Genomic DNA, 13,485 nt, shown 5'->3' with positions numbered 1-13,485 from the left:
CCTTACGGCATTTATGCGAGGCCGCGGAGATATGCGAGTGATGGCATGAAGAAATACTCTCCGCCCATCATTGTCACTGTCTGCGTAACTTGACGCATGGCAGGAGTACGGTCGGGCCTGTTCCACGTCTTCGGGAAGACGACCTTGATCTCACGCTCTCCCTGGCCGATCACCGGATCGTGACCGGTGCCCTCCACCTGGAAGTTCGGCTCGTTGGCCCAGCTGCGCTGCATGAACTCGAACTGGCCGAACCGGCCGTCGGCGGTGTCGGCGACGCGGGCGTTGAAGGCCATGAACAGCAGGCCCACCCCGGCACTGGGACGGGTGTGCGGCTCGGCGTCGTCCCACGGCACGTCGGTCCGCTCGCCGTACGTCTGGCCGCGCCTGGCCATGACGACCTCGCGGCCGAACGAGCGGGGATTGGTCTTGCGGATGTGCCCGCTGAACGGGCACCGGTCCCCGTTGTCGTCGCCGTCGTAGGTGAAGTCGTTGGCGACCGGGCCGCCTCCCGCCTTCTCCTTGCCGGTGATCGGGGTGCCGTCGCGGAAGCGCCCGACCAGCAGCGCGCCCGCCCTGGCCCGCTCCTCGCCCCGCAGCCCCAGGTCGTCGGCGAGGTCCTCCTCGATCTGGCGGAAGGCGCGGACGTTCTGCTCCAGCTTGCGGAAGACGAAGTAGCTGCCGAAGTGGCGGCTCGGGTTGGGCGCGAGCGGGTCGGCCACCAGCACGTTGCCGAGCGGGAAGAAGGGGTCCCAGTTCGTGCGCGGCTCGCGCTCCACCTCGTCGGCCAGGAACAACGGCTGGCTGCGGCCGTCGACGTAACCGAAGTGCTCGATGCCGTCACCCGCGGGGTTGCGCATGCCGGTGCCGCTCTCCTCGCCCAGCACGCGGGCGGACTCGGGCAGGTCGCGCACGAACCGCTGGCGCAGCCGCTCCACGGGCTCGGGGTCGGCGTCGCCGATCAGGATGATCGCGTGGATCTCCCGCTGGTAGGCGCGCTCCCACTGCTCCACCGGCGGGTCGCTCACCTCGGCGATGCGGCGCTTCATGCCGTCCTTGAAGGCGGCGTCGCCGAATTTACGGATGTCGGCGACCGAGTGGCCCAGGTCGCGGTAGCCCGCGCGGCTGAGGCCGATGCCCACGTACGGCGTGCCGTTGCGCCCGGTCCTGCCGAACTCCCTGACCTCCTCCAGGTGCTTGCGGGCCGACTTCACATGGGTGAGGGCGATCTCGCGAAGATAGCGCCTGCCCTCGGCGGCGTCGTTGAAGCGCAGGATCAGGACCGCCAGGTGCTCGCGGACATGGGCGCGCAGGATGTTGGGCTGCAGGTTGTCGAGCATCGCCCTGGTGTCGGCGTCCAGGCTCGCCGAGTCCCAGGCCAGCGGCCTGGGGTTGGACAGGTTGACAGGCATACGCCTCGTCCTTTCCCCGTAAATTTCGCGATTTTTCGGGCCCCCACCCGTTTTGTCTTTCGCGGCTGTGATGCTACGCCGATATATGTGACAAAAGCGCGTGTTTCAGGATGAGACTTCGGCGCGCGGCCAAAAGTTGTCAGTGCTCGCGGGTAGCTTCTTCATCGTCATGAATGCCGCACTCATCGGCAGGGACCACCCGTCGGCCCTGCTTCACACCGAGATCTCCCGGTCGATGTCCAGCCACGGCGGGCTCGTGCTGGTCGCCGGCGAGGCGGGCATCGGCAAGACCACCCTGGTCACCCACGCGGCGGGCCTGGCCAGAGCCCGGGGCGCCCTGGTGCTCAGCGGCTCGTGCTGGCACTCCGACTCCGCGCCCGGTTACTGGCCGTGGGTGCAGGTCATGCGCGCCCTGCGGCGCAGCCCCGAGTGGTCGCAGGCCGAACAGGCGACGGGCAGCAGGCTGGCGGGCCTGCTGGGCGACCCGTCCTCCGACGATTTCCAGCTCTACGACTCGGTGACCACCGCGCTGGTCTCGGCCTCGCAGACCCGTCCCGTCATCGTCGTCCTCGACGACCTGCACTGGGCCGACCCCGCCTCCGTCAGGCTGCTCGAGTTCGCCGCCCAGCACACCTGGTTCGAGCGGCTGCTGCTCGTCGGCACCTACCGCGACGCCGAGGTCGAGCCCGGCGCGCCCCCGCTCCAGCCCCTGCTCGCCAAGGCCTCGGTCATCCCGCTCACGGGGCTCGGCGCCGCATCCGTGGGCGAGCTGATGGCCCGCGTCGCCGGCCGCCGGCCTCCCGAGCCCCTCGTCGCCGAGGTTCACACCCGCACCGGCGGCAATCCCTTCTTCGTCGAGCAGATCGCCAGGCTCTGGCAGGGCGGCGGTTCCGTCTCGGCCAGCGCCCCCGGCATCCGCGACGCCGTACTCCGCCGCATCGACCTGCTGCCCGCCCCGGTCTCCGCCCTGCTGAGCCGCGCCTGCGTGCTCGGGCGGCAGTTCCACCGACAGGTTCTCGCCGCGCTCGCCGAGGAGCCGGTGGCCCACGTCGACCGGCTGCTCGACCAGGCCGTGTCGGCGCGGCTCGTGGTGGCGCTGGGCGACGGGCTGTTCTCCTTCGTCCACGACCTGGTGCGCGAGACGCTCTACGCCGGCCTGGCGGCGAGCGCCCGCGAACTCCACGCGGCGGTCGTCGCGGCCGTCGAGCGGCAGCCCGAGCTCGCCGGCCACCTGCAGATCTCCGACCTGGCCGGCCACGCCCACCTCGCCGGCGACCGCGTCGACCCGGAGCGCGCCGTCGAGCTCCTGCTCGAAGCCGCCGGCCACGCCGACCTGCGGCTCGCCGTCGACGAGTCCATCAGCCACCACCGGCGGGCGCTCGAAGCGGCCACCTCGCTCCCTCCGGCCCGCCAGGCCCAGATCGCCCTCGACCTGGCCGGCCAGCTGTGGCACACCCGCGACCACGACGGCGCGACGGTGCTCTACACCCGCGCCCTGGCGATCGCCCGCGACATCGACGACCCCGTCCCGCTGGCCAAGGTGGCGCTGGCCGGGCGCCGCGGCCTCTACAGCGGCGAGAGCGGGCAGGAGCTGATGCGCGAGGCCTACGTCAGGCTGGTGGGCCGCGCACCCGCCTCGACCGACGGACCGGCCTCGACCGAGGGGCTGGCCCAGGACCTGGCCATCCAGCTGGCGCTCAGGGCCCGCGAGAGCGACGACGACGAGGCGCTCGTCGCCGGATTGTGGAGCCTGCACGACAGCATCTGGGCGCCGGGCACCGCGAAGGAACGCATCGACCTGACCGACGAGCTGCTGCGGCTGTTCCGCCGCACCGGCAACGCCGAGGGCGAACACTTCGCCGCGGCCCTGCGCTGGGTGGCCCACCTGGAGCTGGGCGAATCCGTCTTCCTCGAGCGCTTCGGCGACTACGTCACCGCCGGCTCCCGCAGCGGCCATCCCCTCGTGACCTTCAGCACCCAGCTCGACCAGGCCATCATCGACTGCCTCATGGGCCGCTTCGAGGCGTGCGTGGCGCTCGTGCGCGAGCTGCACGAGTCGCAGGAGGCGGTGCGCAACGACCACTGCGGGCACATGATCGGGCATCTCGAGTGGGCGGCGCTCCTGCTCCAGGGCCGTCCTGGCGAGGTCGGCGACCTGCATCGGCGCATGCGCGACTCCACGCATCCCTGCCCGGTGCTGGTCGAGGCGCTCACGGCGCTGCGCCTGGGCGACGTCGACGCCGCGCTGCGGCTGCTCGCCGAGGCCACCACGCGCGGCGAGCGGCGGGTGCGGTCGGCGGAGCCGTTGTGGATCAGGTTCCAGGCCGAGCTCGCCGCGATCACGGGCGATCCCGAGCTGTGCGCCAAGGCCCGCTCGTGGATCGCGCCGCACCGGGGGCGGTGGGCGGTCTCGCTGTTCGGGTGGGACGTCAGCGGCCCCTTCGACTACTGGGCGGCGCTCGTCGACGCGGCCGAGTCGCGGTGGGAGGAGGCGGTCGCGGGATTCACCGCGGCCCGTGAGAGCGCCGTGCGGCTCGGCGCGCGGCCCTGGGCGGTGCTGGCGGGGGCGGGGCTGGGAGAGGCGCTGCTCGCCTCGGGCGCGGCGGGGGCGGCCGAGGTGCTGGGCTCGGTGGAGCGCGAGGCGGCAGCACTGGGGATGGAGCAGGTGGCACTGCGCGCGCGGGCGGCGCTGGAGCGGGAGGAACCCGTGGTGGCCCGCAGGGCCTCCATCGTGTCCGCCGATGGCGTCCCGGTGGAGTTCACCCGCCAGGGCACGGTCTGGCGGCTGGCGTACGGCGGGCGGGTGGCGCACCTGCCCGACGCCAAGGGCCTGCGCGACCTCCACCTGCTGCTCGCCGCCCCCGGCCGCGACCTGCCTGCCGTCGCCCTCCTGGCCCCCGAGGGCGGCGACCTGGTCGTGGCGGCCAGGAGCCTCGGCGGCGACGACCTGCTCGACGACGAGGCCAGAACCCGCTACCGCCGTCACCTGGAGCGCCTCGACGACGAGATCGACCGGGCCGCCGGCCTCGGCGACGACGACCGCGCCGCCACCCTCGACCGCGAACGGCAGGCCCTGCTCGAACAGCTGCGCTCGGCGGCGGGCCTCGACGGCAGGAGCAGGCGCCTGGGCGACGAGGCGGAGCGGGCCAGGAAGACCGTCACCGCGCGGATCCGCGACGTGCTCAGGAAGCTCGACGCCGCCCATCCCGAGCTGGCCGCGCACCTGCGCGAGACCGTCTCGACCGGCTCCACCTGCCGCTACCAGCCGGCGGAGCCGGTGAGCTGGACCTTGTGAGCCTTACTTACGGTTGTAGAGCCGCATCGTCAAAGTGCCGAAGACCACCATGAGCGCCACCCCCGCCACCAGCACCCACATCAGCTCCGACGCGGCCGGCGTGCCCGCCATGAGGGCGCGCACCGCCGAGACGACGTGGCTGATCGGGTTGATCTCGACGAAGGCCCGAAGCAGGCTCGGCATGGTCGCGGGGTCGACGTAGACGTTGCTGAGGAAGGTCAGCGGGAAGATCACCATCATGCTCACCCCCATGACCGACTTCTCGCTGCGGAGCATGAGCCCGAACATGGTCCAGACCCACGAGAAGGCGAAGGAGAAGGCGACCAGCACGGCGATGGCGGCGACAACGCCGACGAATCCGCCGGCGGGGCGGAAGCCGAGCACCAGCCCGACGAGCAGGATGACGATCGAGGCGAGGGTGTAGCGTACGGCGTCGCCGAGCAGGTAGCCCACCATCGGGGCGGGACGCCAGATGGGCAGGGTGCGGAACCTGTCGAAGATGCCGCGCTCGATGTCCTTGTTCACCTCGATGCCGGTGTACATCGTGATCATGACGACGCTGCTGACCATGATGCCCGGCAGGAAGAACTGCAGATAGTCGCCGGGGGAGCCGGCCAGGGCGCCGCCGAACAGGAACGTGAACATCAGCGTCATCATGATCGGGAAGGCGGTGACGTCGAAGAGCTGCTCGGGTACATGCTTGATCTTGAGCATGGCGCGCCAGCCGAAGGCCATCGACGCCGACAGGGCTCCGGGCCGCGGCGGGCGGGACTCGCGTGACAGGACGGCGCCCAGGGTCTCGGCGACGGGGCTGTAGGTCTCAGGGGCGGGCGTGGTGGTGGTCATGGTGTGCTCCAAGAGGTCCGGATCAGGTGAGGGCGAGGAAGACTTCGTCGAGACTGGGCTGGCCGAGGGAGAACTCGTCGACGACGATCCCCGCGGCCGCCAGCTCGGACAGGGCGCGGGCGGCCTGCTCGGCGGCGACGGCGTCCTGGCCGGCGGTGAGGCGGGCGGTGAGCGCCACGGGGTCGGCCTCCAGCACGACCGTGGTCGCCAGAGCGGAGGCGATCACCTGCTCGGCCTGCTCGCGCTGGTGGGCCTCGCGCAGCCGTACATGGACGGAACCCGAGCCGATGGAGCTCTTGAGCTGGCCGGGCGTGCCCTCGGCGATGACCTTGCCGTGGTCGATGACGGCGATGCGGCTCGCGAGGTGGTCGGCCTCGTCCAGATACTGCGTGGTCAGCAGGACGGTGGTGCCGTGGGCGACCACGATGCGCACGATGTCCCAGACCTGGGAGCGGGCACGCGGGTCGAGGCCGGTGGTGGGCTCGTCGAGGAAGAGCAGGTCGGGGGTGTTGAGGATCGAGGCCGCGATGTCGACGCGGCGGCGCATGCCGCCCGAGTAGTGCTTGACCTGCCGTCCCGCCGCCTCGGTCAGGCCGAAGGCGTCGAGCAGCTGCTCGGCGCGCGCACGGGCGGCCGCCTTGCCGTGGCCGAGCAGGCGGCCGAGCAGGATGAGGTTCTCCACGCCCGTCATGTCCTCGTCGACCGAGGCGTACTGCCCGGTCAGGCTCACCCTGCCGCGCACCGCGTCGGCCTCGCGGACCACGTCGTGGCCGAACACGCGGGCCTGGCCGCCGTCGGGGCGCAGCAGGGTGGCGAGCATGCGGACGGCCGTGGTCTTGCCCGCGCCGTTCGGGCCCAGCACGCCGTAGACGGTGCCGGCCGGGACGGCCAGGTCCAGGTCGTCCACGGCACGGTTGCCGCCGAAGGTCTTCACCAGGCCGGATGTCTCAATGGCCAAGGTCGTCATGGTGTTCCTCTCAGTTCTCGGGCGTCGCGCAGCGCGAGGCCCCACCAGGTGAGGTGGTCGAGCAGGGTGTCGAGGGCGATCAGGTCGGCGTCGCCGGGGCCGCCTCTCAGCAGGTCGATGCCGACGGCGTCGCGCATGGTCACCGTGTGCAGCCCGGCGAAGACGCCTCTGAGCTGCTCGACGGCGTACAGGCCGGTCGAGGCGCAGCCGTACGACACGAAACCGACCGGTTTGGCGTGCCACTCGTCGTAGGCGAAGTCGATCGCCTGCTTGAGCGCCGCGGGGAAGCTCCGGTTGTATTCGGGCGTGACCACGACGAACGCCTCCGCCTCGGCGAGGCGGCCGGTGAGGGCCGTCATCGCGCGCGTCGGCGAACGGGGGTGCCGTTCGGGGAAGTTGTAGGCGGCCAGGTCGACCAGGTCGACGTCGAGCGTGGAGCGCGCGGTGGCGTGCGCGGCGCACCAGGTGGCCACGCCTTCCCCGGCGCGGCCCTCCCGGGTGCTGCCGATGATCACGGCCGTTCGCAGGCTCTTCACATCTGGAAGGCGCGAGACGGGCGCTAGATCGGCTCTAGCGGGCTTCCAGCGTGTGGAGGTGGGCGAGCGCGGCGTCTCTAGCGGGCTTCCAGCGTGTGGAGGTGTTCGAGCGCGGCGTCGAGGGCGTCCTCCGCGAAGACGCGGATGCCGTGCGACTCCAGCAGCGCGGTCGTCACGCCGTGGCCGGGCACCTTGGTGCCGGTGAAGTCACCGGAGTGGACGGCGAGGGAACCGCACGACGGGCTGCCCTCTTTCAGGATCGCCATGCGGATGCCCTGCGACCTGGCGAGCTCCAGCGCCTGCCGCGCCCCTGACAGGAAGGCGGCGGTCACGTCGCCGCCCCCGGCGGTCATGACGCGCGCCTCACCGGCCAGGACGGCGGAGCCGTCGCCTCCGACGATCTCGGCGGCGGGGCGGGGGATCGCCAGCCCGCCCTCAACCTCGGGACAGAACGGCACCAGCCGTCCTTCCTCGCGCCAGGTCGCCAGCACGGAGGACGTGCTGGTCTTGGCGCCGCCGTCAAAGCGGACACGCCGCCCCATCAGGCACGCACTCACCAGGATCCGCTCCATGACTCCCAGGCTACGGGCAGGACTCGGAGCGCTGGGCGAGGGTGGCGGGCGGTAGCCTTCTGGCATGCTCCAACCCCTCGCGACCGGTGTGATCGTGGCCGCCCTGCTGCTGGCGCTGGCGAGCCTGATCGTCGCCATCCGCAACCGGGCGATGGGCATGGTCCTGCTGGTCGGCTTCGCCATCCTGGAAGTGGCCCTGCTGGTGCAGGCGGGCATCACGATCGCCGCCGCCGTCGGCGGCGAGGGCCCGGCGGAGAAGGCGACCCTCTACGGCTACCTGGCCGGCACTGCGGTCATCCCGCCCGCCGGCGTCTTCCTGGCGCTCGCCGAGCGCACCCGATGGGGTTCCGCCATCCTCGTCGTCGCGGGCTTCGCGGTCGCGGTGATGACCGGCAGGCTCCTGCAGATCTGGGCGGGTCACGCGTGATCGATCAGAGCGACGACACCAAGGGTGAGCGCGTCATCGGCACGGGCGCGGGCCGCGCGCTCGTCGCCGTCTACGGGCTGTTCGCGCTGGCCGCGGGCGCGCGGGCGACGGTGCAGATCCTCACCAGGTTCGACGAGGCGCCGCTGGCGTACTCCCTGTCGGCCTTCGCCGCCGCCGTCTACGTGCTGCTGACCGTCGCGCTGGCGATGGGCAGGCGGACGCTGGCGCTGTGGGCGCTGGGCATCGAGCTGGCCGGGGTGCTGGTGATCGGTACGGCCAGCGTCATCGATGCCGCGGCCTTCCCCGATGAAACCGTTTGGTCGGTTTATGGGAAGGGATACCTGTTCATCCCCTTGATCCTTCCGCTGGTGGGTCTGTACTGGTTGCTACGCCGGCGTTAAGTCCTCGCCCTCCAGGGCAGGAGGCGGCCATGAGCACCATCGAACACTCCGTAGATGTAAACGTCCCGGTGCGGACGGCCTACAACCAGTGGACGCAGTTCGAGAGCTTCCCCGAGTTCATGGAGGGCGTGGAGTCGGTCAAGCAGCTCACCGACACGCGCACCCAATGGGTTGCGGAGATCGCGGGCGTCCGCCGCGAGTTCGAGGCCGAGATCACCGAGCAGCACCCCGATGAGCGCGTCGCGTGGCGCACGACGGACCGGCCCCACCAGGCGGGCGTCGTCACCTTCCACCGGCTCGACGACAACTCCACGCGCGTCACGCTCCAGATGGAGTACGACCCCGAGGGGTTCGTCGAGACCGCCGGCGACTGGCTGCAGCTCGTGCGGATGCGCGTCCGCAACGACATGGAGCGCTTCCAGCGCTTCATCGAGTCCCGTGGCAGCGAGACGGGAGCCTGGCGCGGTGACGTGCCGGGCAAGCACCACCAGCCGGGGTCCACGTACGGCACGGGCGACGAGCCGATGCCTCCTGGCACCATCGGTGGCGACAACCTGCCGCCTTCGCCCGATCTGCCTCCTCCGGGCCCGGGCCCGGTCGGGCGGGACGACTTCCCCCCGCCCACCCGTCCGATCTGACGGGACGCCGAAGCCCCCTTCCGCCATCCGGGAGGGGGCTTCGTTACGTTAGCCAGGAATAAACCCCTATTTCGGTCCTGTTACTCTATTCATCGAATCATGGGATGAATGGAGGTCTTTTCGGCATGAGCGTCGCCACCGAAACCAGGGTGAGAAGCGGTTCCGGATCGCTGGCCTGGCTGCTCGTGCTGGGGATCATCCTGGCAGCCCTGAACCTGCGCACCGCCGTCACCAGCGTCGGCCCCCTGCTGGACCAGCTGGCCGCCGGCCTCGGCATGTCGAGTGTCGGCACCGGGCTGCTGACCACCCTGCCCGTCCTGGCCTTCGCCTTCGTGGGTGCGGCCACGCCGTCGCTCGCGCGCCGATTCGGCGAGCACCGCCTGCTGCTGTCCGCCCTCGTGCTGCTGGGCGCGGGCCTGCTGGTGCGCGCGATGGTGGGCAACGCCCCGGTCTTCCTGCTCAGCAGCGCCGTGGCGCTCTCCGGCGGCGCGATCGGCAACGTGCTCATCCCCACGCTGATCAAGCGCCACTTCCCCGGCCGTGCCGGTGTCATGACCACCGTCTACACCACCGCGCTGGCCGTCGGCACCATGCTCGCCGCCGCCGCGACCGTGCCCATCGAGCGGGCCGCGGGAGGCGACTGGCACATCGCCCTGGGCGTGTGGGCCGTGCTGGCCGTGATCGCCGCCATCCCGTGGCTCGCCCTGGTCCGCCGCCCCCGCGCCGAGGTCGCCGCGCCCAGCGCCGTCAGCGGCGGGCTGCGCTCCCTGCTCGGCAGCAAGCTCGCCTGGTCGGTCGCGGTCTACTTCGGCACCCAGTCGATGATCGCCTACATCATGTTCGGCTGGCTGCCCACCATCCTCACCGACGCCGGATACACCACCTCGCAGGCCGGCCTGGTGCTGGGCGTCTTCACCGCCCTCAGCATCCCGATCTCGCTGGTGATCCCCGCGCTGGCCACCCGCTTCACCGACCAGCGGCCCGTCATCGTCGGCCTGGTCGCCTTCTACGTGATCGGCTTCGCCGGGCTCTGGATCGCGCCGTCGTGGATCTGGACGATCTTCATCGGCGTCGGCATGGGATCCTTCCCGCTGGCGCTGACCATGCTCGCCCTGCGGACCCGCACCGCCGAGCACACCGCCGCCCTGTCGGCCTTCGGCCAGAGCGCCGGCTACCTCATCGCCGGCTTCGGTCCGCTCGTCGTCGGCCTCATCTACAAGGCCACCGGCGGCTGGACGGTGCCCTACCTGATGATCTTCGCTGTCCTCGCGATCCAGCTGGTGACCGGCCTCTACGCGGGTCGTAACCGGTTCCTCGAGGACGAGCCTGCGAAGATTTCCGTATGAAGTCCACATCTGTCACCTTCCCCGACGGGGCGTTGACCGGCCGCTCACAAGTCGTCGGAACCGTCCCCGTCGGGCAGGCCTTCGGGGTCGTGGTCGCCGAGACGCCCTTCCACCCGCTCGACCACACCTGGGCCGACCAGCCCGCCGACCGCGGCACCCTCGACGGCCGCGCGCTCTCCGACTGCGTCACGGGGGCGCAGTCGGACGGCGAGATCCTCCTCGGATCCGACATCCCGGTACGGCGAGGCAGCGACGGATGGGAGTGGCTCGTCGTCCACGTCATCGACGCGCCCATCGAGGAAGGCCGCGAAGTCGAGCTCGAGGTCGACGGCGCCTACCGCGCCGCCCTGTCCGCCGGGCACACCGGCTGCCACCTCGCCGCCCTCGCGCTCAACATGGCGCTGGCCCCGCAATGGCGCAAGGAGACCGCCCACGACGCGCTCGGCCACCCCGACTTCGACCAGCAGGCGATCACCTCGTCGTCGATCGTCGAACACGGCGCCGTCGACGTCTACCGGCTGGGCAAGTCACTGCGCAAGAAAGGCTTCACCGCCGAAGGGCTTGACGTGGCCGCCGCCGAACAAGAGGTCAACGCCATCCTCGCGCGCTGGGTCGCCGCCGACGCCCCGGTCTGGATCGACGTGCCGGGCCCCGAACTGACCGCCCGCCGTACCTGGCACTGCGCCCTGCCCGACGGCGAGGCCTGGATCCCGTGCGGCGGCACCCACGTCACCCGCACCTCCGCCCTCGGCCCGCTGGCCGTCACCCTCGAACTGGGCGACGACTACCTGAAGATGACCTCGGGCAGCCGCCTCAGCTGAGCGCCGCCAGCTTCTCGGGATTGGCGATCAGGTAGACCGTCTCCACCCGGCCGTCGACCACGACCAGCGAGATCACCGTGATCACCCGCCCGCCCGCGCGGCCCACGATCGCCGGCGCGCCGTTGACCTCCGCGACGCCGTACGACAGGTCGCGGTAGTCCTCCACGCCGATCGAGGCCATGAACTTGTCGATGCCTTCCGGCGTGGTGGTGCTCGTGAGGAAACGCCCCACACTCGCCGCGCCGACCAGCACCCGCAGCGGCGAACGCGCCTTGCCGCCACCGTCGCTGACCAGCGTGATGTCGGCCGACAGCAGGCTGAGCAGGCCGCTCAGATCGCCCTGCACCGAGGCGGTCAGGAAACTCTGCGTGATCTCGCGCCGCCGCTCCCGGTCGACGTCGAAACGCGCCCGGCCCTCCTGCACGTGCTCGCGCGCCCGCTTGCCCAGCTGCCTCGTCGCCGCCTCGCTGCGCCCGATCACCTCCGCGATCTCCGCGAACGGCAGCTCGAACGCCTCCCTGAGCACGAACACCGCGCGCTCCAGCGGCGACAACTTCTCCAGCACCACCAGCAGCGCCAGCTCGACCGAGTCCTTGAGCTCGGCATGCTCGGCCGCGTCGGGCTCGATACTGATCGGCTCGGGCAACCACGGGCCCACGTACGACTCGCGGCGCGTCTTGGCCCAGCGAAGCTTGTCGATGGCCAGGCGGGAGACGATGCGGATCAGGTACGCCTTCGGATCCTCGACCTCGTCGTGATCGACATCGGCCCAGCGCAGCCAGGCCTCCTGCGTGACGTCCTCGGCGTCGGCGACGCTCCCGAGGATGCGGTAGGCCACCGCCATGAGGATGCTGCGATGTGCTGAGAAGATCTCGGTCGTAGAGGGCGCCACATCCGCTAGACTATCGGCGAAGGCAAGGGGCTATAGCGCAGCTGGTAGCGCACCTCCATGGCATGGAGGGGGTCAGGAGTTCGAATCTCCTTAGCTCCACATCGTCTGACCACGCGAAACGCCCGGTCCGAGCTCGCTCGGGGCCGGGCGTTCGTCGTTTCGGCCGACGCTGGCGGTGGGGCGAAGCGCTCGCAGGCGTGCGGCGGCACCCTGCGGTGCCGCCGCTTTCAGGTCACAGCCACTCGTGCTCGGGGGCGCTCCAGTCGAAGTCGCGATTCATGATCTCCTCCTCTCCGGTCCGACACGAGTGGACAGTGCCAGGAGGCGCTTTGCGGAGGCTGTGGCGCCGCTATCGCTCAGGTGACCCGCGCGGCCACCAGGGTCTCGAAGGTGTAGGGCCGCAGACCGTCCGTACGGCCGGCGAAGTACCGCTGCTCGAGGTCCGCACGTGTGGGATGGTCCACGACCTTCAGCCCGCACCGGCTGATCAGCCTCTCGATCTCGATCACTGGCCAGCCGGGCTGAAGAGGCTCGCCGGCGGCAGCCGCGATCGGCGTGTAGATCCGGGCGAACTCCGCCCCCACCTCGTCCAGCACCCGGTCCTCTGCCCGGTAGGAGAAGACCACCTCCGAGCCGGGAGCAGCCGCCGCGATCGTGCGCAACGTCGACTCGATCGCCTGCGCCGTCAGATAGGGAGCGACGCCCGTCCAGCAGAACATCGCCGGCCGCGCCCAGTCGAACCCGGCCGCGTCCAGGACATCCCGAACCGGTTCCACCTCGAAATCGACCGGCACGAACACCTGCGAGCCGCCGAGCGGCAGGCCCAGCTCCCCGACCCGCTCCAGCTTCCAGGCCTGGGAAGCGGGATGATCGACCTCGAACACCGTCAGCGAGCCGAGCAGATCCGGCCGCCGCCACGCGAAGGAGTCGAGCCCGGCGCCAAGAATCACGTACTGCGTGAAGGCGCCGGCGGCCAGCCGGTCCTCGGCGTACCGGCCGCGGGTGCAGACAGCCGTGCGCGACTCACGACGGACCGGGCCGGGGAACAGCGGATCGAACCGGTCTCGCAGCTCCCGCCACACCGGGCCGACAAGCACCAGGGCCAGCGCATCGTCCAGGACCCACGGCGAGGCCGTCTCCAGGCGGAACAGACCACGGGACACGGCCGCGAACATCGCCGTCCTGCTCGGCGCGCTCTCCATGCCTTCCTCCTCGCCGACCGGAACTCCCATACGCTGCGTACTTCACAGAATGCGCCTGAAGCGCCCCGACGGCCACCGCCAGGAGTGATCATGCTGGAACGCCAGGCCGGCGAGTGGACCTGGCACGCTCGGT

General features: G+C 71.0%; 13 protein-coding genes and 1 tRNA gene. 7 read left to right on the top strand and 7 right to left on the bottom strand.

Features of this window, described 5'->3' with window-relative positions:
• Positions 1-11: 11 nt before the first annotated feature.
• On the bottom strand, positions 12-1,409 hold the full coding sequence (locus tag HNR30_RS41125) for a Dyp-type peroxidase (protein WP_181615586.1): 1,398 nt from the start codon (positions 1,407-1,409) through the stop codon (positions 12-14).
• A gap of 169 nt (positions 1,410-1,578) precedes the next feature.
• Here HNR30_RS41125 and HNR30_RS41120 point away from each other — a divergent pair, with 169 nt between their 5' ends.
• Positions 1,579-4,704: an ATP-binding protein gene (locus HNR30_RS41120; protein ID WP_181615585.1), complete on the top strand. Its 3,126-nt coding sequence runs from the start codon at positions 1,579-1,581 to the stop codon at positions 4,702-4,704.
• 3 nt (positions 4,705-4,707) lie between these two features.
• Here the strand turns inward: HNR30_RS41120 and HNR30_RS41115 are convergent, their stop codons facing one another.
• From HNR30_RS41115 to HNR30_RS41100, 4 genes are all read right to left on the bottom strand, one after another.
• Positions 4,708-5,550: an ABC transporter permease gene (locus HNR30_RS41115; RefSeq protein WP_181615584.1), complete on the bottom strand. Its 843-nt coding sequence runs from the start codon at positions 5,548-5,550 to the stop codon at positions 4,708-4,710.
• A 22-nt stretch (positions 5,551-5,572) separates the two neighbouring features.
• The gene (locus HNR30_RS41110; RefSeq protein ID WP_181615583.1) at positions 5,573-6,517 is read right to left on the bottom strand and encodes an ATP-binding cassette domain-containing protein; all 945 of its coding nucleotides are present in this window, start codon (positions 6,515-6,517) and stop codon (positions 5,573-5,575) included.
• Positions 6,514-7,053 carry an NADPH-dependent FMN reductase gene (locus HNR30_RS41105; protein ID WP_181615582.1) on the bottom strand — a complete coding sequence of 180 codons (540 nt, stop codon included), beginning with the start codon at positions 7,051-7,053 and terminating at the stop codon, positions 6,514-6,516. Before HNR30_RS41105 ends, HNR30_RS41110 begins: the two co-directional genes overlap by 4 nt.
• Before the next feature lie 77 nt (positions 7,054-7,130).
• The gene (locus HNR30_RS41100) at positions 7,131-7,625 is read right to left on the bottom strand and encodes a 2-thiouracil desulfurase family protein (RefSeq protein ID WP_181615581.1); all 495 of its coding nucleotides are present in this window, start codon (positions 7,623-7,625) and stop codon (positions 7,131-7,133) included.
• Positions 7,626-7,689: 64 nt separating this feature from the next.
• Here HNR30_RS41100 and HNR30_RS41095 point away from each other — a divergent pair, with 64 nt between their 5' ends.
• The 5 genes from HNR30_RS41095 (at position 7,690) to HNR30_RS41075 (ending at position 11,258) form a co-directional block, all read left to right on the top strand.
• On the top strand, positions 7,690-8,052 hold the full coding sequence (locus tag HNR30_RS41095; protein WP_181615580.1) for a hypothetical protein: 363 nt from the start codon (positions 7,690-7,692) through the stop codon (positions 8,050-8,052).
• A complete protein-coding gene (locus tag HNR30_RS41090) occupies positions 8,052-8,453 on the top strand; it encodes a hypothetical protein (RefSeq protein ID WP_312895017.1) in 402 nt (133 codons plus the stop codon). The genes HNR30_RS41095 and HNR30_RS41090 overlap by 1 nt, the downstream gene beginning before the upstream one ends.
• A gap of 29 nt (positions 8,454-8,482) precedes the next feature.
• A complete protein-coding gene (locus tag HNR30_RS41085; protein ID WP_181615579.1) occupies positions 8,483-9,091 on the top strand; it encodes an SRPBCC family protein in 609 nt (202 codons plus the stop codon).
• A gap of 125 nt (positions 9,092-9,216) precedes the next feature.
• Entirely contained in the window at positions 9,217-10,437 is a 1,221-nt protein-coding gene (locus HNR30_RS41080; protein ID WP_181615578.1) for a CynX/NimT family MFS transporter, read from the top strand.
• Entirely contained in the window at positions 10,434-11,258 is an 825-nt protein-coding gene (locus tag HNR30_RS41075) for an alanyl-tRNA editing protein (RefSeq protein WP_181615577.1), read from the top strand. The genes HNR30_RS41080 and HNR30_RS41075 overlap by 4 nt, the downstream gene beginning before the upstream one ends.
• On the opposite strand, the gene sigJ is transcribed toward HNR30_RS41075, so the two are convergent.
• A complete protein-coding gene (gene sigJ / locus HNR30_RS41070) occupies positions 11,251-12,102 on the bottom strand; it encodes an RNA polymerase sigma factor SigJ (RefSeq protein ID WP_181615665.1) in 852 nt (283 codons plus the stop codon). The two genes, HNR30_RS41075 and sigJ, sit on opposite strands and share 8 nt — an antisense overlap.
• Positions 12,103-12,176: 74 nt before the next feature.
• On the opposite strand from sigJ, the gene HNR30_RS41065 reads away from it, so the two are divergent.
• A tRNA-Ala gene (locus HNR30_RS41065) sits at positions 12,177-12,249 on the top strand.
• A 257-nt stretch (positions 12,250-12,506) separates the two neighbouring features.
• Here the strand turns inward: HNR30_RS41065 and HNR30_RS41060 are convergent.
• Complete coding sequence (locus HNR30_RS41060) at positions 12,507-13,382, bottom strand: class I SAM-dependent methyltransferase (RefSeq protein WP_220134571.1); 876 nt, start codon at positions 13,380-13,382, stop codon at positions 12,507-12,509.
• Positions 13,383-13,485: the final 103 nt, after the last annotated feature.

It is taken from the genome of Nonomuraea soli (genome assembly GCF_013761175.1).
In the GTDB taxonomy this organism is placed as follows: domain Bacteria; phylum Actinomycetota; class Actinomycetes; order Streptosporangiales; family Streptosporangiaceae; genus Nonomuraea; species Nonomuraea soli.
Note: the sequence above shows the minus strand (reverse complement) of the source record. Positions and strands in the feature narration are given on the sequence as shown.